This window comes from Sphingobium sp. (assembly GCF_033795625.1).
In the GTDB taxonomy this organism is placed as follows: Bacteria; Pseudomonadota; Alphaproteobacteria; order Sphingomonadales; family Sphingomonadaceae; genus Sphingobium.
Genome location: NZ_JARYGI010000013.1, coordinates 63,969 through 86,456 on the forward strand (window position 1 = coordinate 63,969; position 22,488 = coordinate 86,456).

A 22,488-nucleotide genomic window follows, 5' to 3' on the forward strand; every position below is an offset into this window, starting at 1 on the left:
ATCATGTCCCCGGAATTTGAGTCTGCCTATGATCCGTCGGGCCGCCTGTTAGCGGAGGATGCGCCGGGCGACAACGCGCCGCCGCTTTCGGTCAGCGAATTGGCGTCGCGGTTGAAGCGAACGGTCGAGGATCGCTTCGGCCATGTGAAGCTGCGCGGGGAAATATCGGGCTATAAGCGGGCGGCGTCGGGTCATGTCTATCTGTGCCTGAAGGACGACAGCGCGGTGATCGATGGCGTGATGTGGAAGGGCGGGGCAGGGCGGCTCGCCTTCGCACCCGCCGACGGCATAGAGGTGATCGCGACGGGCAAGCTGACGACCTATCCCGGCCGTTCCAAATATCAGATCGTGATCGAGCGGATGGAACTGGCGGGCGAAGGCGCGCTGATGCAGTTGCTCGAACGGCTGAAGCAGAAGCTTGCCGCCGAGGGGCTGTTCGCGGCGGAGCGCAAGAAGCCGCTGCCGTTCCTGCCCAAGGTGATCGGCGTCGTCACATCGCCGACCGGGGCCGTCATCCGCGACATCTTGCATCGTCTTGAGGATCGCTGCCCCACGCATGTTCTCGTCTGGCCGGTGCTGGTGCAAGGGGAGGGCGCCGCTGCGCAGGTTGCTGCCGCCGTGCGCGGCTTCGATGCAATGCCCGTGAACGGCCCGGTGCCGCGCCCCGATCTGGTGATCGTTGCGCGGGGTGGCGGATCGATCGAGGATCTGTGGTCCTTTAACGAGGAGATCGTGGTCCGCGCGGTCGCGGGCTGTTCGATCCCGGTCATATCGGCCGTGGGGCATGAGACCGACACGACCCTGTGCGACTTTGCCGCCGATGTTCGGGCACCCACGCCCACGGCAGCAGCGGAAATCGCGGTGCCTGTCCGCGCCGACCTGATGGCGATGCTGACCGAACAGGGCCTGCGCGCCGGGCGCGCCGTCCGCCGAAATGCCGCGCAGGCGCGCGAGCGGCTGGAGACGCAGGTACGCCTGCTCCCCGCGCCCGATGCGCTGCTGGCGATGCAGCGGCAGCGCGCCGACGATCTGGGTGAGCGGTTGGGGCGCGGTCTGCGCCATCGCGTCACAGACGCCCGCGCGGAACTTGCGGGTGCGGCAGGTGCCCTACGCCCCGCGCTGCTACGCCAGCGGATCGCGCGCGACCGGCAGCGGCTCGACAGCATCCGCCTGCGTCCCGAATTGCTGACGCGGCGGCTTTCGATGGCGGCGGCGTCGCTGGACGGCTTGTCGCGCCTTGCCGCATCGCTCGACCCGCGCAGACCGCCGCGACCCGGCCTTGCCCTGGTCACTGTCGGCGATCACGTCGTCACGACCGCCGCCGAAGCGCAGCGCCTCGGTAGGGTCACGCTGACCTTCGGTATCGGCGACAGCGTGGATGCGACCATTGGCGGGGTTGAGCCAGCCCCCAGCGTAGATATAGTAGCGCCTCAACCGGCTGCCCCCCGTAGCCCTCGCACGAAACCGCGCGGAGGCAGTACGGCGCAGCAGGACCTTTTCTCATCCTGAACCGGAACACCTCACTCATGTTGATGTCCAACCGCGATCGCCCGGCCCGGCTCCACTTCCTGTCCTACAGCTTCCGTGTGCTGAGCCCCGGCGACCATGTGCTGTGTGCCGTTTCGGGCAATCGTATTCCGCTGGAGGAACTGCGCTATTGGAGCGTCGCCCGGCAGGAGCCCTATGCCAATGCGACATATTCGGTGGAAGCGGAGATGAAGGCGCGCGCGGCCAGGGGTGCGCTCGACTGATGCTCTCCCGAACCAGTGTTTCGATTGCCGGGTTGCTGACGCTCGCGGGATGCGCTGCGCCCATGGCGAAGCCCTCGTCGCCAGCGTTGCCAGCGCCGCTGCATATCGACGCGCCGGAGGTTAGGATCACTCAGGAACCGCTCCATGCCGATTTCGCGCTTGAGGGCGCGGTGATGCAGGGTGGCGCAACAATCGGCACTACGCCAGTGGGCGCAACATCCGTGACGCTGAATGGCAGTGCCGTTCCGATCGATCCTGAAGGGCGGTTTCTGATCGCCTTCGACCGGGATGCCGCACCCACTGCCACTTTGCGCGCCGTGGCCGCCGATGGGCGTTCCGTAACCAAGGTGCTGAATGTCGCGCCGCGGGCCTGGAGGATCGAGCGCATCGACGCGCCACTCCGCCCGACCCGCGATACCGAAGCATTTCTCGCGGTGCGTGCGCCGGAACTGGCGCAGATCGCGGCGGCCCGCGCAATACACAGCGACAGCCGCGGATGGCGGCAGCGGTTCCAATGGCCGATCCTCGGGCGGGTGTCCGGCCTGTTCGGCGCGCAACGCATCTATCGCGGCCAACCCGCCGCCTATCACGGCGACGTGGATGTCGCCGCGACCGCCGGCACCGAAGTTCGGGCGCCTGCCGACGGCGTAGTAGTGCTCGCGGCGGATCATCCCTTCACGCTCGAAGGCAACCTGCTGATCATCGACCATGGCGCGGGGTTGAACAGCGCTTTCCTGCATCTTTCACGGATCGATGTGCGGGAGGGCGACCACGTTCGGCAGGGCCAGCGAATCGGAGCCGTCGGCGCGACGGGTCGTGCGACAGGGCCTCATCTGCACTGGGGCATGAAGTGGAACGAGGCGAGGGTTGATCCGCTGTTGCTCGTTGATCCTGTCCCGTGATCTTGGATTTGCCTCTTATCCTGTCCGCTTCATCCGGATGGCTCGTCCCCCTTCAATCTTGCCCATGAAGCTACCCATTGCGGCGCGTTTGACCTCGATCGTTTGCCCTACTTCTGGGTCGCGCACTACAATTTGTTCGGTGGTTGCCCATTGTGCCCCGTCTTCCAGTCCGATTTGCCATTTGCCATGTCCAAGGCTTTTCACAGAGGCAATCTTCGCGACAATATGGTCGAAGCCTTCTCCCTTTGTCTCCTCTCCACTATCCTCGTTTCCTCCCAGGAAAGGCAGCTTGGGAAAGGAAAAGCCGAACAGTGTCTTTCTGGTTTTTATGAGTTCCCCCTTGTCCAGAACGACTACCTCGTCACGTTGCGCGGCCGATTCCATCGCAGCTACTTGTCGGTCGAAACAGGTAAGGCGCTCCTGTTCATTTGTAATGCCGCGGCATTTCAACAGTTCGGTAAAGATTGCAGGGCGCGGCTTTTGCTGCTGCGGAGCCGCCTGTGCGGTCATAGCAAAGGGCAGTAGTGACAGTAACAAAGCACAAGTTCGTGTTATTTTCATTCGGTGTCTCCGTCCCGCGTCTCTCAGCGTTGCCAACCACGCTCCCTCTGGCATACAGTCGATATCGCACGGGCGATGTGATTTCCGCAATGATGCAAAACATTCTATCGACTGTTGCAAAACGGCCTGCCTGATAGCTGCGTCGCAGTCCCTATGCGCGAACAATTCTTCTGCAACAGCATGAAACTGCAGCATCCTTCGCTTGTTGCAATTATGACACATCAGTGAACTAAAGCGGCTAACTGCCGCTTCGCGAGCTTTACAGGCGGCTCCGCCCCGCGCAATTTCGTCTCATCCATGTGGGGGCCGCTGTCGGGCATATTGTCCCCATAGGAGATCAAGTGGCAGGTTATCTGTCAACCTCCAGAGCAAGGGACTGGACCGTGAAGACATTTTCTAAAAGGGCAATACTGCGCGCAAGCGCCGCTCCAGCAATTATCGGGGCATCTTTGATTGCAACTGTTGCGTTCGCACAGGACACGCCGCAGGCCGCGGATGACGCATCAACCGACTCTATTATCGTCACTGGCTCTCGCATTGCGCGCCCCGAAGTCGAACAGGCTAGTCCGATATCGGTGGTGCGTTCGGAGGAGTTCACCCTTCGCGGACAGACTAACGTCGAGAACGTGCTGAACAGCATGCCGCAAGTCACTGGTTCGACCAGCGGCGCTGACAACAATCCTGGCGGCGGCGTTGCCACGGTCAACCTGCGCAACTTGGGCACGCAGCGTACCCTGGTGCTGGTAGACGGACGCCGGTATATCTCGTTCGACACGACGCAGGTGGTCGATCTCAACACCGTTCCTTCGGCTCTGATCGAACGCGTCGATGTCGTGACCGGCGGCCGCTCTGCGGTTTATGGTTCGGATGCTATTGGTGGTGTCGTGAACTTCGTTCTGAAGCAGGATTTTGAGGGCATCGAACTCAATTCAACCTATGGCGTGACGAGCAGAGGCGATGGTCAGTATTGGGATGTGAACGGAACAATAGGGACAAACTTTGCAGACGGTCGTGGTAACATCGTTACACATGTCGGCTACTACGACCGTAAATCGGTCTATGCTGGCGCACGCGGGTTTGCGCGTAACGCATTGCAGATCGGTCGCAACAGCGATGGTTCGCCCTTTACCTTCTTCGGTGGTTCGGGTTCGGTTCCTCAGGGGCGCGTCACGCTGCCAAATGCCGATTCGAGTGTCGTAGATTTCGGCTCTGACGGTTCGATCACGCCTTATATTTCATCAACGGACGCATATAATTATGCTCCTGTGAACTTTCTGCAGGTTCCTCAGAAGCGCTTCCTGATATCCACGATGGCGCGCTATGAGATATCGGATGCGTTCCAGCCTTATCTGCAGGGTCAGTTCATTAACAACCGGGTGACGGGCGAACTCGCTCCTACACCTATTGGCAACAGCACGCCGATCGGCACGGGAGCCGATGCTGGCGCTTTGGGCCCTATCCGGCTTCATGTGAATTCGCCGTTCTTCTCTCCTGCGACGCAAGCCACGTTCCGCGGTCTCGATACTGACGGTGACGGCTACATCTCAACTTCCAACTATGGGTTCCGGACGGCCGGCATCGGGCCACGTACACAGGTCGATGAGCGTAATGCTTTCCGGATCCTCGCCGGTATGAAGGGCGATATCACCAGCGACTGGAGCTATGACGGCTACTACATGTATGCCCGCACCAAAAATACTCAGCGTCAGACTGGCAACGTAAACCTCGCGAACTTCCTGGGTGCTGTCACTACGGCGTTCCAGAACCCGACCACTGGAGCATTGAGTGGTAACCCGTTCCCAGGTGTCGCAGGCGGTGGCAATCTGGTGTGCGCTAACGGCTCGGCCTCCTGCGTTCCTGCCAATCTGTTTGGCCTCGGCAATCTTAGTTCCGATGCAGCCAACTATCTTGGCTTGGGTGCAACAAATATCGAGGAATATACGACGCAGGTCGCCAGCATCGCGTTCACGAACAGCAATCTGTTTGATCTAGGTGCGGGTGGAATCGGTATCGCTTTAGGTGCCGAATGGCGCAAGGAAAGCGGCAAGACAGATCCCGATCAGAATCTTGCTTCGGGCAATGTTGCGGGCTTCAATCCTGGAGCACCGACGCAGGGTAGCTATAGCGTAACCGAATTCTTCGGTGAGGTGAACGTTCCCCTTCTGGCTGATCGGCCTTTCGCAAACCGCCTCGAATTGAACGGTGCGGCTCGCTATTCGAATTACTCGAACGCGGTAGGTAACGTATTTACTTGGGCGGCCGGTGGCTTGTATGAACCCATCGCAGGACTGGGATTCCGAGGCCAGTATCAAAAGGCCATTCGTGGACCCAGCGTCAACGAGTTGTTCCTTGGCCAGACCGTCAGCTTCGACGGTGCGGAAGATCCATGCGGAACCGATGATGCAGCGGTCGCGGGTAGCACCTTGGGTGCGGCCTGTCTTGCTGGGGGTGTCCCCGCGGCACAATTGGGCAGCGAAAACCTGACCAACCCTGACTTGGTAAATCCGCCGACGACCGTTTTGGGTAACAGCAATCTGCGCGAGGAAAAGTCGACAACCTGGACAGTGGGTGGCGTCCTGACGCCTCGCGGGCTTCCCGGCTTTTCGGCAACCGTCGATTATTATAATATAAAAATCGACGGTTACATTTCTCGTCTTGGCCAGAGTAACCTGTTCCAAGCTTGCTATGTCTACTCTCTAGATCAATATTGCGACGCATTCAGCCGCAACAATCAGGGTCAAGTTGAGCGGATTGTCGATACCAATCTGAATTCAGGTGGTCTGAAGACCAACGGGATCGATGTTGGTCTTGCTTACAGCTTCTTGATCGGGGATAGCAGCAAGATCGCACTGAGCTTCAACGGTTCCCGCCTCCTGAAATATGACTTTACGCCTATCGTTGGGGTACCGTTGGTCAATGAATGTGCCGGTCGCTTCGGGAACAGCTGTGGGCAACCTACGCCAAAGTGGAAGCATTCCGCCCGCGCCACGTACATCAACGGGCCTTTCACACTATCGACATCGTGGCGCTATCTGAGCAAAGTGACCGATGATAATGACGATGTAGATTTCTTCTATGAGAAATTCAAAGCGCAAAACTACATCGATTTTGCTGTGGCGTTTGAAGCAAGTGACAACTTCACTCTCACCGGTGGTGTCAACAACGCGTTCGATAAGAAGCCTCCGCTTGCAGCCTCGTCGCAACAAGGTGGCAACGGTGAACAGTCGAACACCTACCCTAATGTTTATGACGTAATGGGTCGTTCGTTCTTTGTGACCGGCAAGCTGCGCTTTTAATCAAGGCAGACTAGCAACTTAAAAAAAGAGGGCCGGAGTCATTTGCTCTGGCCCTCTTTCTGTTTACCTCACTGCCAACACCAAAGCCCCATCACCCTCATCCACCTGCACGGTGGCACCATCAGGCACATCGCCGCGTAGGATCATGTCGGCAAGCGGGTCCTGTAGATATCGCTGCACCGCGCGCTTCAACGGACGTGCGCCGTACACCGGGTCGTAGCCGACGCGGCCCAGCCATGCCCGCGCGCCGTCCGTAAGGTTCAGCGTTACCTTGCGGTCCTTCAACAGCTTTTGCACGCGGCCGACCTGGATATCCACGATCGGACCCATATGCTCGGCTGCCAGGCGATGGAACGGGATGATCTCGTCCAGTCGGTTCAGGAACTCCGGGCGGAAATGGGCGCGGACGATTTCCTTCACCTGCGGCTCGACATCCTCCACTTTCTGGCCATCCGTCATGTTCGACAGGTACTGGCTGCCCAGGTTCGACGTCAGCACGATGATGCTGTTGGTGAAGTCGACCGTGCGGCCCTGCCCATCGGTCAGGCGGCCGTCGTCCAGCACCTGCAACAGGATGTTGAACACGTCGCCATGCGCCTTTTCGACTTCATCGAACAGGATCACTTGATAGGGCCGCCGCCGGATCGCTTCGGTCAGCACGCCGCCTTCCTCGTAGCCGACATAGCCCGGAGGCGCGCCGATCAGCCGCGCGACGGAGTGCTTCTCCATGAATTCGCTCATGTCGATACGGACCATCGCGCTGCTGTCGTCGAACAGGAATTCGGCGAGCGCCTTGGTCAACTCGGTCTTGCCGACGCCGGTGGGGCCGAGGAACAGGAACGACCCGAGCGGCCTGTTAGGGTCCTGGAGACCCGCGCGGCTGCGACGCACGGCAGTCGATACGGCCTTCACCGCATCGGCCTGACCGATCACGCGCTTGCCGATCTCGGTTTCCATTGCCAGCAGTTTCTCGCGCTCGCCTTCCATCATCCGCTCGACCGGGATGCCGGTCCAGCGGGCGACGACGCCTGCGATATCCTCCGCCGTCACTTCCTCGCGGAGCATTGCGCCTTCCGAAGCGGTGGCCGCTGCGGCTAGCTGCTTCTCCAATTGCGGGATCGTGCCGTAGGACAGCTCGCTCATCTTCGCGAGGTCGCCCGCGCGCTGGGCCTGCTCCAGTTCAAGGCGCGCGGCCTCAAGCTGTTCCTTGATCCGGGACTCGCCCGCGATCTTGTCCTTCTCGGCCTGCCAGCGCTGCGTCAGTTCGGCCGATTGCTGCTCCAGATTGGCGAGGTCCTCCTCCAGCGCCGTGAGCCGGTCTTGCGACGCGCGGTCGGTTTCCTTTTTCAGCGCCTCGCGCTCGATCTTGAGCTGGATGATGCGCCGGTCGAGATTTTCGATTTCCTCGGGCTTGCTCTCCACCTCCATGCGGAGCCGCGACGCCGCCTCGTCCATCAGGTCGATGGCTTTGTCCGGCAGGAACCGGTCCGTGATGTAGCGGTGCGAGAGCGTCGCGGCGGAGACCAGCGCGCTGTCGGTGATCCGGACGCCATGGTGCAGCTCGTATTTCTCCTTGAGGCCGCGCAGGATCGACACGGTGTCTTCCACCGTCGGTTCGCCCACGAACACGGGTTGGAAGCGCCGTTGCAGCGCCGGGTCCTTCTCCACATGCTTGCGATATTCGTCCAGCGTGGTCGCCCCGATGCAGTGCAGTTCACCGCGTGCAAGGGCAGGCTTCAGAAGATTTGAGGCATCCATCGCGCCTTCGCCCTTGCCCGCGCCGATCAGCGTATGCATCTCGTCGATGAACAGGACGATCTGGCCTTCCGCGCCCTTTACTTCGTCGAGCACGCCCTTCAGCCGCTCCTCGAATTCGCCGCGATATTTCGCACCCGCAATCAGCGACCCCATGTCGAGCGCCATCAGCGTGCGGTCCTTCAGCGTATCGGGCACGTCGCCATTGGCGATGCGCAGGGCGAGGCCCTCGGCGATCGCGGTCTTGCCGACGCCGGGTTCGCCGATCAGCACGGGATTGTTCTTGGTGCGACGGGCGAGGATCTGGACGGTGCGGCGGATTTCCTCGTCTCGGCCGATCACGGGGTCGAGCTTGCCGTCGCGGGCCGCTTGGGTGAGGTCGCGGGCGAATTTCTTGAGCGCGTCATAGCGATCCTCCGCCGACGCGGTATCAGCGGTCCGTCCGCCGCGAAGCTGGTTGATCGCGGCATTCAGTGCCTCGGCCTTTACGCCCGCGGCGGTTAGCGCCTTACCTGCCGTGGAGGTCGGGGAGAGGGCGAGCGCGAGCAACAGCCGCTCGACCGTGACGTAGCTGTCGCCGGCCTTCTGCGCGACCTGCTCCGCCTGATCGAGCACGCGCACGGAGTCATTGTCGAGCCCCGGCGTCTGCTGCGCGCCGCTTCCGGAGACCGCGGGCACCCTGGCCAATGCCGCGTCGGTTTCGCGCATGGCTGTGGCGGGGTCGCCGCCCGCCGCGCGTATCAGGCCGGATGCCATGCCTTGCTCGTCTTCGAGCAGCGCCTTCAAGAGATGCTCCGGGCTGATCCGCTGATGGTTCATGCGGATCGCGACGGTCTGCGCAGATTGCAGGAAACCCTTGGCGCGGTCTGTGAATTTTTCGAGGTTCATATCATTGCCCTAAACCAGATACAGGCACGGATATGGTGTTGCTGAAAAGACACACAAGGGTGGGATGAAAAATTCCGTTCACCCTGAGCGAAGTCGAAAGGTTTCGCTGAACGCAGTGAGTTGCTTGGCCTGCGGCTCAGCTTGACCCTTCGACAAGCTCAGGGCGAAAGGTGGAGATGCTACTTCTTGGCCTTCTTCGCCCCCGGTGCAAACACATCGCCGAAGAAGTCCTTTTCATACCACATCGGAGCTACGTCGCTGTCCGCCATCGCACGCGTGATCCGGTAGTTCGCTTCGGCAAAGCGCGCCCCGGCTTCCCAGTCTATCTTCTGGTTCATGTCGTCGCCGGGATGGTGGTAATTGCCCGACAGGAACGTCTCCCACGCTTTCGCCCCGCCATTGGCATAGCCAGTCGCGAGGAAGACGGCGGGTACGCCCTGCTTCACGAACATATAATGGTCAGAGCGCACGAAGATGCTCTCCTGCGGCATCGGATCGGGCGCGAGCTTCAGGTTCATCGGCGCGACGGCCTTGGCAACGATAGGGCCGAGCGTCGAGTGGTCCGCTCCGAAGGCGATCACGTCCGTAAAGGGATAAAGCAGCAGCGGCATGTCCAGATCGACATTGCCGACGATTCTGTCGGCCGGAACGCTCGGGTGACGTGCGAAATAATCTGCTCCCAGCAGCCCGCGCTCTTCCGCCGTGGAGGCGAGGAAGATGATCGAGCGGCGCGGTTTCGTCGTTGCGCTTGCGGCGGCGCGCGCTACCTCAAGCATCGTCGCTATGCCCGCCGCATTATCTAGCGCGCCATTGTTGATGCGGTCCTTGTCCGCCGGTTCGCCCGCCTTCGCCTTGCTGATGCCGATATGGTCGAGATGCGCGGACAGCACGACATGTTCGCTGGCAAGCTTGGGGTCGGACCCTGGCAGGATCGCCGCGACATTTGGGCTGGTGATCCGCTTGCTCGTGCTTTCGTTCTGAATGCGGATCCTGGTCTTCAGCGCAAAGCCCTTGGGGCGACCGCCAGCCTTGTCTGCTTCCTTGCGGATCGTGGCGAGCGACTTTGGCGCGCCCGCGAACACTGCGTCCGCAGCCGGGCCGTTGAGCGACGCGGAGGCGCGGATGGCCGGCGCTTCGTCGAACGCCTTGCCGTCCTTGCCGACCCAGGTGAAGCTCGACGCATCAGCGGTTTGCAGCATCCGCTCCCATGGCCGCGCCTTCATCGACTGGAGAGTACCCACGCTGATGATGCCGATTGCGCCATGGCGCTGCGCCGCTTCCGCCTTGGTTGCGCCAACATGCGCACCTTCCTCGCTCGGCATCCCCTTGGGGAAGCCGCGCAGGGTGACGACGATTTTCCCCTTCACGTCCAGTCCGGCATAGTCGTTGAGCCCCAGCGGCGCGCTTTCGATGCCATAGCCGACGAAAACCAGCGGTGCGGATATGTCCAGCTTGGGCTCATTCGCATTGGTGCCGATCAGCACCTCGGTCGCATGCTTCCAGCTTTTCTCCGCGCCCGCGCCGCTGATCGTCACGGTACCCGGCGTTGCGCCTCGGTCGGTCTGCTGGAAAGTGACGATCTGATACCAGCTCCCATTTTCACCGCCCGGTTTCAGGCCCAAGGCGTCAAACCGAGTGGCGACGTAGCGAGCCGCGATCTCTAAGCCCTTGCTGCCGGTGTCGCGCCCTTCGAGCATGTCGTCGGCAAGGAACGCGACGTGGGCGCGCACGCCTTCGGGCGTGAACACCGGCAAGTCGGCCGTCTTGTCGCCTTGGGCGAGGGCGGAAGTGGATAGCAAAGCAAGCGTCAGCGCTGCGCCGAGGGAACGGATAGTCATGGGAAAGCTTCTCTCCGGAAGTTGGCTTGGGCAAGCGCCCGCTGCCGTTAAAACTAAAGCTGCGAAAGGCGCTGTCCAGCGGAAAGCGTATTGCGCCGCTAAAACGGCTCGCTATTCTGCTTGGCATCGCGATCGGCTCATCGCCGGTCAGCTTGCGTCTTTGAAGGATCTTCATGCCTCCCATTCTCGCCCCCCGTATCGCGCTGGCGCTCGCCGCTTCGCCGTTGGCTCTTGCCGTGCCGTTCGCACCCGTTATTGCGCAGCAAGCCGCGGCGTCGAAGCCCGCGCCGGTCGAGGATCTCGTCGCCGCCGTCAAGATTCCCTATGATCAGTTCACGCTGAAAAACGGCCTGCGCGTCATCGTCCATACCGACCGAAAGGCGCCGGTCGTCGCCACGTCGATCTGGTACGATGTCGGCTCCAAGCATGAACCGAAAGGGAAAACCGGCTTTGCCCATCTGTTCGAGCATCTGATGTTCAATGGATCGGAAAACTCACCCGGCGACTTCTTCGAGCCGCTGCAACAGGTCGGCGCGACGGATTTCAATGGCACCACCTGGTTCGACCGCACCAACTATTTCCAAACGGTGCCCAAGTCCGCGCTGGAGGTTGCGCTGTTCCTGGAAAGCGACCGCATGGGCCATCTGCTCGGCGCGGTGACGCAGGAGAAGCTGGATAACCAACGCGGCGTCGTTCAGAACGAAAAGCGGCAGGGAGACAACCAGCCCTATGGCCTCGTCGAATATGCTCAGCTGGAAGGGCTGCTGCCTGCGGGGCACCCCTATGCGCACTCGACCATCGGATCGATGGCGGATCTGGATGCAGCCAGCCTCGCGGATGTGAAGGGCTGGTTCACGGATCATTATGGCCCCAACAATGCCGTGCTGGTGCTGGCGGGCGACATCGACGTCGCCACGGCAAAGCCGCTGGTTCAGAAATATTTCGGCGACATCCCGGCGGGCAAGAAGGTCCAGCCCGTCAATGTGCCGGTCCCATCGCTGCCCGCACGCAAGGACGAGGTGATGAAGGATCGCGTAGCGACCACGCGGCTTTACCGCTGGTGGGCGGTGCCGGGCCTTAACGATCCGGCCGAAACGCCGCTGGAGATCGGGGCCAGCGTTTTGGGTGGCCTTGCCAGCTCGCGGCTCGACAATGAACTGGTTCGCAAGCAGCAGGTGGCCGTTGCCGTAACCGCCTCGCTTCAGGACTTCGCGCAGCTATCGTTCTTCGAAGTGACGGTGGACGTGAAACCCGGCGTCGACGCGAAGATGGTTGGCGAAAAGCTGGATGCGCTGCTCAAAGACTATTTTGCAAAGGGACCGACGGCGGATGAAGTGGCGCGGGTCGCGACCTCCAGCATCTCGGGCACCATCGGCGGGCTCGAATCCGTCGGCGGCTTTTCCGGCAAAGCCGTCACGCTGGCGGAGGGCGCGCTCTACTCCAACGACCCCTCCTTCTACGCCAAGCAGTTGAAGGAAATGGCCGAGGCGACGCCAGCGCAAGTCACGGCTGCGATGCAGAAATGGCTGACGCGTCCGGTCTTCGCACTGACGGTCGAGCCGGGCGAGCGCGCCGCCTATCAGAATGCGGGCGGCAAGACCGCGATCCGCAGCGGCGTCGTCAGTGCGCCAGCCTTTTACCGGATGCCCGAGGACGGCGGCGCGGGGAAGGCGACCATCGATATGGCCGCGCTTGCAACCAGCGCGCCGCGGACCGCAGTCGATCGCAGCAAGCTGCCGCAGGTGGGCGCAGTCCCGAACATCGATTTCCCGACTGTCGAGACCACTACGCTGTCGAATGGCATCAAGGTGCATTTCGCCCGTCGCGAGACAGTGCCGACGCTGCGCCTCTCGGTCGTGTTCGATGCCGGCAACGCCGCCGATCCGCATGACAAGCTTGGTACGCAGGCGATGACGCTGGCGATGCTGAAAGAAGGCACGCGCACGCGCAACAGCATCCAGATCGCCGAGGAGCAGGAACGCCTGGGTGCGGCCATCGCTGTCGGCGCGAGCATGGATCGCACCAGCGTATCGCTTTACTCGCTGATGCCGAACCTGGCCCCCTCGCTCGACCTGCTGGCGGACGTGATCAAGAACCCCGCTTTCGACGCGAAGGAGCTGGAGCGAGTACGCGCCCAGCAGCTTTCCAAGATCGCGCAGGAACTGACGCAGCCGCAGGCGCTGGCAAGCCGCACCCTGCCGCCGCTCATCTATGGCAAGGATCATCCCTATGGTGTGCCGTCCAGTGGCACTGGCGACCCAGCGGTGGTCAAGGCGCTGACGCCGAATGATCTGGCGAGCTTCCACAACAAGTGGATACGCGGCGACAATGCGGAAATCTTTGCGGTCGGCGACACGACTTTGGCTGAATTGAAGCCGATGCTGGAGGCGCGCTTCGGCACCTGGCGGATGACACGTGACTTGCCGGGCAAGAAGAATTTCGAGGTGCCCGTACCGGCCGCGCAATCCCGCATCGTGCTTGTCGATCGTCCGCAATCACCGCAGTCGGTGATCTATGGCGGCCAGCTTCTGAATGCCAAGGGAACGGACGACCTCGTCACTTTCCTGTCCGCAAACGACATTGTCGGCGGCAATTTCCTCAGCCGGATCAACATGGACCTGCGCGAGACGAAGGGCTGGTCATACGGCGTATTCTCGACTGTCAATCGTTTCGAGAACCAGTTGCCCTATATCATTGTCGCGCCAGTGCAGGCGGACCAGACCGGCCCCTCTATCGCCGCGCTTAAAGGGCAGATGAAGGACTTCCTGTCGACCAAGGGAGTGACGCCCGCGGAACTGGAGCGGACCGTCAACGGCAGCACACGCGAACTGGCGGGCAGCTTCGAGACGTCCGCCGACGTGCTGGGCGAGATGCAACGGGATGTGCTCTTCAAGCGCCCGTTCGATTATGTCGAGACACTGGCCGATCGCTACAAGGCTCTCACCGCGCCACAACTTGACACTATGGCGCGCAAGATGATCGATCCGGATAAGATCACCTGGGTCGTCGTCGGCGACAAGGCTGTCGTCATGCCTCAGCTGCAAAAGCTTGGCATTCCGATCACGGTCGTTGACAGCGCCTCCATAGCCACCAAATAGGCCCTACGGATCTTCAGGAGAAAACAAGATGGCAACAGTCGACGGCGCTTATGATTGCGTGACCAAGACTCCGATGGGGGACCAGACGAGCGTCTTCACGGTCATCAGCAACGGCGATACTTTCCATGGCACGAATGCGGGGCCGCTTGGCTCGCTGGACGTCAAGGATGGTAAAGTGGACGGCAATCGGCTCACGTGGAAGATGGACATGACCGTTCCGATGCCGATGACGCTGGAAGCCGAGGGGGTGGTCGAGGGCGACACGTTGACCGCCACGGTGACGCTGGGCGCGTTCGGATCGGCCGCAATGACGGGCAAGCGCCGCGCCTGACACTAAGTTGAGCCACAACAAGAAGGCCCGCCAGTCACGCGACTGGCGGGCCTTCTTGTTTCATTCGCTGGCGATCAGAAGCGATAGCCGAGCGAGAATTGCAGCACCGGATAGACCTTGTAGCTGTCGATATCGTCCTGCAGGTCCCGGCGCTCCGCCTCGATGTCTTCGGCACGGATCATCGCATTGCTGGCGACGAAATCATGCAGGCGCACGGTACCCTGGAACATCGCGCCAGCATCGACGCCGAACGCCAGACCTGGCCGAATGCCGCCGCCATAGCCCAGCGTCAGCGTCGGCGCGAAGTTCTTGGTCTTCGCGCGGCCACTCAGCGTACCGATCTGGGCAGGGGTGTAAGTCGTGCCGTTGATGGTGACGGGGCCGCTGGGGGTAGCGACGACACGACCCTTGTTGCCATTGCTGCGTGCGCCCGCCGAAATGCGGAAGCCGCTATTGAAGGGATACAGATCGACCATGACACCGCCCGAGCGGAGCTTGACCTTGCCATCATAGTCGAGATCGTCTGAATCGAACCCCTGGCTGAAGGAGAGGAATGTGGCGTTGCCGCGGAGGCCGAAATGGTCCGATGCGCGGTAGGAGACTTCCGGACCTATGCCCAGCGAGCCGCCGGTCACGCCGACGGTCACGCGGGCGGCGTCCTGCGCGATGGCAGGTGTAGCGGCGGCAGAGAGAAGGAGAATAGCGGGAAGCAGGGGAAGAAAACGCATGGAGGCTCTCGCACGGAAGCAGGGGTGGGCACGTCCAGCGCTGGCTGCACCGGACACCGATCCTGCTTAAGTGGAGATAGTTAAAATTATAGTAGCCCTAATCAGATTACCCTAAAAAAGTTCAATGAGCAGAACGGCTTACGTTGCCGGTGCGAAACGAAAAGGCCCGTCGGTTCTACAACCGACGGGCCTTTCGAGATCCGAAGCCCGGATCAATATTGAACAGTCACCGTCACGGCACGGCGGTTTTGCGCCCAGGCGCCTTCGTCCGATCCCATCGCGGCCGGGCGTTCCTTGCCGTAGCTGATCGTCGTGATCCGCGATGAGGCAATGCCCAATGACGCAAGATAATTCTTCGCCGAGTTTGCGCGCTTTTCGCCGAGGGCAAGGTTGTAGTCGCGGGTGCCGCGCTCGTCGGCATGACCTTCGATCGTCACGCGAACATTCGGATTGGCCTGCAACCACTGTGCCTGGCTCTGCAGGATGCTCTGGTCCTGTGAATCGATTTCGAACTGATCGGTGTCAAACAGGATGCGATCGGCGGCGACGCTCGCCACGAAGTCTTCCTGGCTGCCCTTGACGGGCCCCGAGGTGCCAGCGCCGGTGTCCGTCACGCTGCTATTGTCAGCGGGAGCGGGGGGTAGTTCCTGCGGGGGCTTCTTCGAGCATGCGGCAAGCGAGATAACGGCAGTGGCCATCAACAGGCTCCGGGACAATGCGTTCATGATGTTCTCCTCTGGATGGTAGTATGTGCCGATCCGTCTGATGCTCGTGGATGCTTGGCTCTGATTGTTACGCTGTCAAGACGATTACGCTTGATGGCTCCTCCGGTTCCCTCGGCTCAGGGCAGAAGCGGCCCCCACGCCGGGTCGGAACCGTTAAGCGGCGTCGGAATGCGGCGTTCGTTCACGCCGGTCAGATCGACCTGCCACACCTGACTGGCGCCGGTGCGACCCGCGCTCGTCCGGAAGAACTGCAGCACGCGGCCGTTAGGCGACCAGCTTGGTTGCTCATCCTGCCAGCCGTTGGTCAGGATTCGCTCATTGTCGCCGCTTGGCGTCATGACTGCGACCTTGAAGTCGCCGCTGATCTTGGTGAAGGCGATAAGATCGCCACGCGGCGACCATTCGGGCGTCGCATAGCGCCCGCCGCCATGGCTGATCCGCTGCTGGCCCGACCCATCGGCATTCATCACGTAGAGTTGCTGACCACCTGAGCGATCACTCTCGAACACGATCTTGCTGCCGTCCGGCGAATAGCTGCCACCTACGTCGATGGCGGGGGAGGTCGTCAGCCGGACCGGCGCGCCGCCCTGTGCCGACACACGATAGATGTCGGTATTGCCGCCGACCGCCATCGAGAACAGCAAGTTGCGCCCATCCGGCGACCAGCGCGGTGCGAAGGTCGCGTTGCCGCTTTCCGTCACCAGCCGCTGCTTGCCGGTGCCTATGTCATATACGAAGATGCGGACGCGGTTGGCGAGGTAACTCACATAAACGATGGACTTGTAATCCGGCGAGAAGCGCGGGGTGAGGGCAAGGCTCTGGCCATTGGTGATGAAGCGGTGGTTTGCCCCGTCGCTGTCCATGATCGCCAGCCGCTTGACGCGCTTGTCCTTGGGCCCGCTTTCCGCAATGTAAGCTATGCGGCTGTCGAAGAACGGACTTTCTCCCGATAAGCGGGCGTAGATCGCATCGGCGCATTTATGTGCCGCCCGCCGCCAATCACCGGGGCTGACGACATAGCCTTGCCGCGTCAGTTCGGACTTCAGCGCAACGTCATATAGGTAGCAGCCGACCGTAATGTCGGCATTGCCGCCGGTCGACCGCACGAAGCCCTGCACGAGCGCTTCGTAGCTGCCCCATTTGTCATAGGATGGGAAAGTCACTTCCGGCACCGTCACGCCCGGCATTCCGCCCGGACCCGAAGGCTCGAACAGGCCCGAACCGCGCAAGTCCGAGGCAATCACTTCCGCGATCTTGCGTCCCAGTTCGTCCGTCGTGCCCGCGGGCGTGCTGACCGACTGCTGTGCTGGCATGGCGGGCACGGCGATCTTGAGGTTGGATGCACTCTCGTCCGTCACGTCGACGCTGAGCTGCGCATGGACCGGAGCGGATAGCACTCCGATCGTCAATGTCGCCGCGGCGGCGAATTTCTTCCAGTCGATCATTGCGATAGCCTCTTGTCGAATGCGATGCGGAGGGATTTCCAGCCGTCATAAAGGTCAGGCGGCAGTTTGAACGGAGCGGCCAGCCGAATAGCCTTCACTGCGAGTTCCTGATGCAGCTTGACTTGCGCCCGGTTGCTCGCAGTCACGCCGGTCGTATCGACCACTTCGGGTGAACCGGAGATCGCGCCGCTACGTGTCAGTTCTACCGCGACGATCGTGCGCAATTTTTCTGCATCCGCGCCGGTGGGCGCTTTCCAGTGCGGCTTCAACTGTCGGCGGATTTCCCCGTCCAGCGCGGCCTTTTGCTTTGCGCCCACTACGGAGGCTGCGGGCGCGGCCGGGGCAGGGGAGGGTGCCGCTTCGCTCTCGATCCCTTTCAGGAAGTCGGGGCCGAGTTGAGAGCCGCGGGGCCGGTCGGCCTTGCCTTTGCCGGTCGCTGCGGCGGGCTTGGCGGGTGCGGGCTTCGCTTGCGCCTTGCTGGGAGTGGACTTCGCAGGCGCAGGCTTTGCCTTCGCGGGGGCCGGCTTGGCGCGCTCGGCGGGCGGCGTCACCTTGGCAGGCTTGGCTTTCTCGGGCGCAGGTTTTGGCGCGGGCGGCTTGGGTTTTGCGCGCTCCACCGGACGTGTTGCAGGCGCCGGCTTGGGTACTGGCTTGGGCGTTGGCGGTGTCGGCTTGGGCGGAGGTGGCGGCGCGACTTCGGGCTCGGACGGCGCGGGTTCGCTGGGCGCTGGCTCTGCCGTCTCCCCCACTTCAGGCGCTACGCTGGGGGGCGGCGGCTGGCGCGATATCTCCGGCGCGGCGGATCGCAGCGCGACTTCGTCCACCAGACTCACGTCCATTGGCGGGGAGTTCAGCTTCAGCGGATTGGGCGTCGTGAGAAAGCCAGTCGAAAGCGCACTGAACAGCAGCACATGCACCGCCGTCGCAATGCCAAAGCCAATCTTCTCGGACCGTTCCATATTCAGCGGCCTTTACGGCTGCGCGTCTGAACGCGTGCTGGCTGCGCCTGCTCCAGCCGGGGTGTCGGCAACGCTGGTGCTGACGAGCGCGACCTTGTTGAGGCCCGCCGCGTTCAACTCGCCCATCACATCCATCACCCGCCCGTAATCGAGGGCGGTGTCAGCACGCAGGAATATCTGCGGCGGCTCCATCCCCGCATTGGCCGAACGGATTTCCGCAAGCCTGCTGGGCAGGTCAGCCATGGTGACTTGCGCGTCATTCACGAACAGACCGCCATCCCGGTCAAGGGAAACGACCGTGGGCTTCTGGTCTTGATCCAGCCCCTTCGCCTTGCTGTCAGGCAGGTTCACCGGAACGCCCGTCACCAGTAGCGGCGCCGTCACCATGAAGATGATGAGCAGCACCAGCATCACGTCGACCAGCGGCGTAACGTTGATGTCCGCCATCGGCGCGCGACGGCCGCCGCGACGGCTGGATGGAGGGCCACTCATCGCCATCAGCGCTGGCTTTCTAGTTCACGGCTGAGCGTGGCGTAGAACGCGTCGGCAAAACGATGCAGTCCCGCCTCGATCCGGTTGATGGCATGGCTGAAGCGGTTATACGCGATCACCGCCGGGATAGCCGCGAACAGGCCGATGGCCGTCGCGAACAATGCCTCGGCAATGCCTGGCGCCACGACGGCAAGACTGCTGTTCTGCTCCGCTGCAATCGATGTGAACGCGCGCATGATGCCCCACACGGTTCCGAACAACCCGACAAATGGCGCGACGCTGCCGATGGTGGCAAGGATGTTCAGCCGATCCGAAAGCCGGTCGACTTCCGCCGCGGACGCGCTGCTCATAGCCGTGGAGAGCCGGTCGCGCGTGCCTTCGCGGTCGATCGTCTTGGATGCTGTTGAGCGCCGCCATTCGGACACCCCTGCCGCCATCACCTTGGCGCTCGGCAGTTCCGCCTTTGCCCGCGTTTCATAAAAGCGGTCGATGTCGTCGGTCTGCCAGAAATCATTCTCGAATTGCGCCGACGTCTTGCGGGTGCGGCGCAACGATATCCCGAAACCGATGATAATCGCCCATGTCCAGATGCTGGCCAGCAGCAGGCCGAGCATGACGGCCTTCACCACGATGTCGGCCTGAAGGAACAGGGCCAGCGGCGATATGGTGGCGGCGTCGGTGGCGAGAGTAAGGGCGGGCATGGTCATGAAGAAAGATCTTCCCCTTGGGCAAGGCGCTTGAAAATGGCGATCCAGGGCTTTGGCTGCCGTTGCGGGCGGCCCTGAGGTGTAAGATAGGCGGCGGTTACAGTTCCGTCGGTCACTATTTCCCCGTCGCGTATGACCGTCTGATGAATGGCGCAGGTTGCCGCACCGATTGTGGTAACATGGCTCCGGACGATCAGGTCGTCATCCAGGCGCGCCGGGCGACGATAGGCAATGCTAACGTCCGCCACGGCATAGACGCCATCTCCGCTTTCCTGATGCGCGCGCTGGTCGATCCCGGCGAGCCGCAGCATGTCCGAGCGGGCGCGCTCCATGTAGCGCAGATAATTGGCGTGATAGACAACCCCCGACAGGTCCGTGTCCTCGAAATACACCCGCACCGGAAAATAGTGCACGCCGCCTGCAAACCGTCCCGTCGCAGGGCGGATGTCGGTCAGGTCGGGCGCGGAAAGGGGAGCAACGCTCATGCCCGCCGTTTAACCATGATCGGACTCGAGGGCAAAGGCGTAAAATGGCTATGGCTTCACCATTTGGTCGGCAGGGAGGGGCAACTGGTCGGCAAAGCGGACTGGTGCCATGTTCAGCGCCTGCCAAGAGGCGCCTTTGCGGGAACCTTCGGCAGTAAGGCCGGTTAGTGGCGCATACTCGAAACAGGAGATGCGTCATGGCTTATGATACGGATACTACTGCGTTCGAACGGGATGATGCCCACAACCTGATCGCTTCCGACCGAGTGGAGGGTACGGCCGTCTACAATCGTGAAGGTGAAAAGCTGGGATCGGTGCACCACTTCATGGTGGGCAAGCGGAATGGCAAGGTGAGCTATGCCGTGATGAGCTTCGGTGGTTTTCTCGGCGTCGGCGAGCGTTACCATCCACTCCCTTGGGACGCGCTGACCTACGATACGGACCTTGGCGGCTATGTCGTCGATCTCGACGAGGATAAGCTCAAGGGTGCCCCCTCTTACGAGCGGGGGCAGGAACCGTCTTACGACCAGGCTTACGGCTCCCAGGTCTATGGCTATTACGGCTTCGGCTACTGAGATCCGTCAGGAAGCGGGCTCTCATCCGATTACATAGGAACAGCGTAATGACCATGCCAGCTATCGGAAATAATGAGAGCCCGCTGGCCTCCAATCCGCTTCTCGCCTTCTGGGCCATGCCGTTCATCCTGTCTCAAGCGTGGATGACGGCATGGCTGGGAGCCGCCAGGCGCGGGGACGAGGCTGAGCGGAACCAGGTGGAGGGGCAGATCCCGGTGCCCACCGTGTTTCAGGACAAGAAAGACCACGAACTCTTCGCCTGAAAGCCTTTCAGTCGAAGAGTCCTTCCTGCGCGCCCTCCGGCGGGTTGAGCCCCAGATGCTTCCATCCGCCAGCGTTCAGGCAGCGGCCGCGGGCGGTGCGGGCGATCAATCCCAACTGGATGAGATAGGGCTCGATCACTTCCTCGATGGTGTCGCGAGGCTCCGATAGTCCCGCCGCCAGTGTCTCCACGCCCACCGGCCCGCCGCGATAAATGTCGGCGATCATCGTCAGGTAGCGCCGGTCCATCTGGTCCAGCCCGAGATGGTCGACGTCCAGCCGCAAAAGCGCCGCGTCCGCGATCTGCGCATCGACAGTCTCATGCCCCGCCACATTGGCAAAGTCGCGGACCCGCCGCAGCAGCCTGCCGGAAATGCGCGGCGTGCCGCGTGACCGGCGCGCGATCTCTGTCGAGCCGTCATCCGTCAGGCGCAAACCCAGCAGACCCGCCGCGCGCCGCACCACCAACTCCAGCTCCGGCACGGTATAGAATTGCAGCCGGATGGGAATCCCAAAGCGGTCGCGGAGCGGTGTCGTCAGCAATCCCTGGCGGGTCGTCGCTCCGACTAGTGTAAAGCGCGGCAAGTCGATCCGCACCGAACGTGCTGAAGGCCCTTCTCCGATCATCAGGTCAAGCGCCCGGTCTTCCATTGCGGGATAGAGGATTTCTTCGACGGCAGGGGCCAGCCGGTGGATCTCGTCCACGAACAGCACGTCGCCTTCGTCGAGATTGGTCAGCAGTGCCGCGAGATCGCCCGACTTTGCGATCACAGGTCCTGAGGTGGCGCGGAAGCCGACGCCCATCTCCTTGGCGACGATCTGCGCCAGCGTCGTCTTGCCAAGGCCCGGAGGCCCGAAGAACAGCACATGGTCGAGCGCTTCGCCCCGCTGCCGCGCCGCCTGAATGAATATGCGCAGATTCTCGCGCGCTGTCTTCTGCCCGACGAATTCGTCCAGCGACTTCGGTCGCAACGCCGCGTCGGCATCCTCGGCGCGGCGAACGGGGGTGATGATGCGGTCGGCGTCAGTCATGAAACACGTTCAGCATGACGGGTGAGCAAGGGTCCGTCACTTCGCCGCCTTCCGCAACGCCAGCCGCACCAGTGTATCAAGCGACGCGCCATCGCCGAGGTCTGCTTCAGCCGCCGCGACGGCGGCGCTGGCTTCACCCGGTTTGAAGCCTAGATTCTGCAAGGCCGATACCGCGTCCGCGCCATGGCTTCCGACCGGAAGAGCCACCATTCCCGCGGCCATTGCTGCGCCCGCGGGCGCAACGCCGATCTTGTCCTTCAATTCATTGACAATCCGCATCGCGAGCTTTGGTCCCACGCCATTCGCCCGCGCCACCATCGCCTTGTCGCCCATCGCGATCGCACGGTGGACTTCGGCGGGTTCCAATGCCGAGAGGATCGCCAGCGCCACGCGCGCGCCCACGCCCTGCACGCCTGTCAGCAGGCGAAACCAATCCCGCTCCTCAGCGCTGGCAAAGCCCATCAGCCGGATCGCGTCTTCGCTGACTAGCATCTCGGTGTGAATCGTGACGGCCTCGCCCACGAAACCCAGGGCGGACAAGGTGCGGGAGGAGGCTCCCACCAAATAGCCGACGCCGCCGACATCGATAACCGCATGGTCGGTTCCGGTGCTGTCGAGGCGGCCTGATAGTTTCGCGATCATGTTATGTTCTTTAGCGT

21 protein-coding genes are annotated in these 22,488 nt (G+C 62.0%); 9 read left to right on the top strand and 12 right to left on the bottom strand.

The features are described 5' to 3' along the window. Positions 1-3 precede the first annotated feature (3 nt). The 3 genes from xseA to QHC67_RS08855 are packed head-to-tail and all read left to right on the top strand — an operon-like array spanning position 4 to position 2,653. Positions 4-1,509: an exodeoxyribonuclease VII large subunit gene (gene xseA / locus QHC67_RS08845; protein ID WP_319293491.1), complete on the top strand. Its 1,506-nt coding sequence runs from the start codon at positions 4-6 to the stop codon at positions 1,507-1,509. 17 nt (positions 1,510-1,526) lie between these two features. Next, positions 1,527-1,751: a DUF2093 domain-containing protein gene (locus tag QHC67_RS08850; protein WP_319293315.1), complete on the top strand. Its 225-nt coding sequence runs from the start codon at positions 1,527-1,529 to the stop codon at positions 1,749-1,751. After that, on the top strand, positions 1,751-2,653 hold the full coding sequence (locus QHC67_RS08855; RefSeq protein WP_319293318.1) for a M23 family metallopeptidase: 903 nt from the start codon (positions 1,751-1,753) through the stop codon (positions 2,651-2,653). The genes QHC67_RS08850 and QHC67_RS08855 overlap by 1 nt, the downstream gene beginning before the upstream one ends. Positions 2,654-2,668: 15 nt before the next feature. On the opposite strand, the gene QHC67_RS08860 is transcribed toward QHC67_RS08855, so the two are convergent. Continuing rightward, positions 2,669-3,214, bottom strand: a complete 546-nt coding sequence (locus QHC67_RS08860) for a hypothetical protein (protein WP_319293320.1) — start codon at positions 3,212-3,214, stop codon at positions 2,669-2,671. Positions 3,215-3,597: 383 nt separating this feature from the next. Here QHC67_RS08860 and QHC67_RS08865 point away from each other — a divergent pair, with 383 nt between their 5' ends. Beyond that, on the top strand, positions 3,598-6,510 hold the full coding sequence (locus tag QHC67_RS08865; protein ID WP_319293322.1) for a TonB-dependent receptor domain-containing protein: 2,913 nt from the start codon (positions 3,598-3,600) through the stop codon (positions 6,508-6,510). Between the two features lie 63 nt (positions 6,511-6,573). Here the strand turns inward: QHC67_RS08865 and clpB are convergent, their stop codons facing one another. Both clpB and QHC67_RS08875 read right to left on the bottom strand, forming a co-directional pair. Next, the gene (gene clpB / locus QHC67_RS08870) at positions 6,574-9,153 is read right to left on the bottom strand and encodes an ATP-dependent chaperone ClpB (RefSeq protein ID WP_319293324.1); all 2,580 of its coding nucleotides are present in this window, start codon (positions 9,151-9,153) and stop codon (positions 6,574-6,576) included. Positions 9,154-9,332: 179 nt separating this feature from the next. Beyond that, positions 9,333-10,991, bottom strand: a complete 1,659-nt coding sequence (locus QHC67_RS08875; RefSeq protein ID WP_319293326.1) for a M28 family metallopeptidase — start codon at positions 10,989-10,991, stop codon at positions 9,333-9,335. A gap of 26 nt (positions 10,992-11,017) precedes the next feature. Here QHC67_RS08875 and QHC67_RS08880 point away from each other — a divergent pair, with 26 nt between their 5' ends. Genes QHC67_RS08880 through QHC67_RS08890 form a run of 3 tightly spaced genes read left to right on the top strand, consistent with a single transcriptional unit; the run spans position 11,018 to position 14,420 of the window. Next, on the top strand, positions 11,018-11,155 hold the full coding sequence (locus tag QHC67_RS08880) for a hypothetical protein (RefSeq protein ID WP_319293328.1): 138 nt from the start codon (positions 11,018-11,020) through the stop codon (positions 11,153-11,155). A 9-nt stretch (positions 11,156-11,164) separates the two neighbouring features. Then, the gene (locus QHC67_RS08885; RefSeq protein ID WP_319293330.1) at positions 11,165-14,089 is read left to right on the top strand and encodes a pitrilysin family protein; all 2,925 of its coding nucleotides are present in this window, start codon (positions 11,165-11,167) and stop codon (positions 14,087-14,089) included. 28 nt (positions 14,090-14,117) lie between these two features. Next, complete coding sequence (locus QHC67_RS08890; protein WP_319293332.1) at positions 14,118-14,420, top strand: hypothetical protein; 303 nt, start codon at positions 14,118-14,120, stop codon at positions 14,418-14,420. 74 nt (positions 14,421-14,494) lie between these two features. On the opposite strand, the gene QHC67_RS08895 is transcribed toward QHC67_RS08890, so the two are convergent. The 7 genes from QHC67_RS08895 to QHC67_RS08925 all read right to left on the bottom strand — a co-directional run bounded on the left by QHC67_RS08895 (position 14,495) and on the right by QHC67_RS08925 (position 19,961). Next, positions 14,495-15,148 (bottom strand): hypothetical protein, encoded by a 654-nt coding sequence (locus tag QHC67_RS08895; RefSeq protein WP_319293334.1) that lies wholly within the window; start codon positions 15,146-15,148, stop codon positions 14,495-14,497. A 212-nt stretch (positions 15,149-15,360) separates the two neighbouring features. Beyond that, on the bottom strand, positions 15,361-15,873 hold the full coding sequence (gene pal, locus QHC67_RS08900; RefSeq protein WP_319293336.1) for a peptidoglycan-associated lipoprotein Pal: 513 nt from the start codon (positions 15,871-15,873) through the stop codon (positions 15,361-15,363). 116 nt (positions 15,874-15,989) lie between these two features. After that, positions 15,990-17,318: a Tol-Pal system beta propeller repeat protein TolB gene (tolB, locus tag QHC67_RS08905; protein WP_319293338.1), complete on the bottom strand. Its 1,329-nt coding sequence runs from the start codon at positions 17,316-17,318 to the stop codon at positions 15,990-15,992. Further along, positions 17,315-18,277, bottom strand: coding sequence for a cell envelope biogenesis protein TolA (locus QHC67_RS08910; protein WP_319293340.1), 963 nt, complete (start codon positions 18,275-18,277; stop codon positions 17,315-17,317). The genes tolB and QHC67_RS08910 overlap by 4 nt, the downstream gene beginning before the upstream one ends. Positions 18,278-18,289: 12 nt before the next feature. Further along, positions 18,290-18,775 carry an ExbD/TolR family protein gene (locus QHC67_RS08915; protein ID WP_319293342.1) on the bottom strand — a complete coding sequence of 162 codons (486 nt, stop codon included), beginning with the start codon at positions 18,773-18,775 and terminating at the stop codon, positions 18,290-18,292. Further along, positions 18,775-19,470 (bottom strand): protein TolQ, encoded by a 696-nt coding sequence (gene tolQ, locus QHC67_RS08920; protein ID WP_319293493.1) that lies wholly within the window; start codon positions 19,468-19,470, stop codon positions 18,775-18,777. Before tolQ ends, QHC67_RS08915 begins: the two co-directional genes overlap by 1 nt. 2 nt (positions 19,471-19,472) lie before the next feature. Continuing rightward, positions 19,473-19,961: a YbgC/FadM family acyl-CoA thioesterase gene (locus tag QHC67_RS08925; protein ID WP_319293344.1), complete on the bottom strand. Its 489-nt coding sequence runs from the start codon at positions 19,959-19,961 to the stop codon at positions 19,473-19,475. A gap of 197 nt (positions 19,962-20,158) precedes the next feature. On the opposite strand from QHC67_RS08925, the gene QHC67_RS08930 reads away from it, so the two are divergent. Together QHC67_RS08930 and QHC67_RS08935 are read left to right on the top strand one after the other, a co-directional pair. Further along, positions 20,159-20,536, top strand: a complete 378-nt coding sequence (locus QHC67_RS08930) for a PRC-barrel domain-containing protein (protein ID WP_319293346.1) — start codon at positions 20,159-20,161, stop codon at positions 20,534-20,536. A gap of 47 nt (positions 20,537-20,583) precedes the next feature. Beyond that, complete coding sequence (locus QHC67_RS08935) at positions 20,584-20,799, top strand: hypothetical protein (RefSeq protein WP_319293348.1); 216 nt, start codon at positions 20,584-20,586, stop codon at positions 20,797-20,799. 7 nt (positions 20,800-20,806) lie between these two features. On the opposite strand, the gene ruvB is transcribed toward QHC67_RS08935, so the two are convergent. After that, on the bottom strand, positions 20,807-21,829 hold the full coding sequence (gene ruvB / locus QHC67_RS08940; RefSeq protein ID WP_319293350.1) for a Holliday junction branch migration DNA helicase RuvB: 1,023 nt from the start codon (positions 21,827-21,829) through the stop codon (positions 20,807-20,809). 36 nt (positions 21,830-21,865) lie between these two features. Beyond that, complete coding sequence (gene ruvA / locus QHC67_RS08945) at positions 21,866-22,471, bottom strand: Holliday junction branch migration protein RuvA (RefSeq protein ID WP_319293352.1); 606 nt, start codon at positions 22,469-22,471, stop codon at positions 21,866-21,868. Between the last annotated feature and the right edge of the window lie 17 nt (positions 22,472-22,488).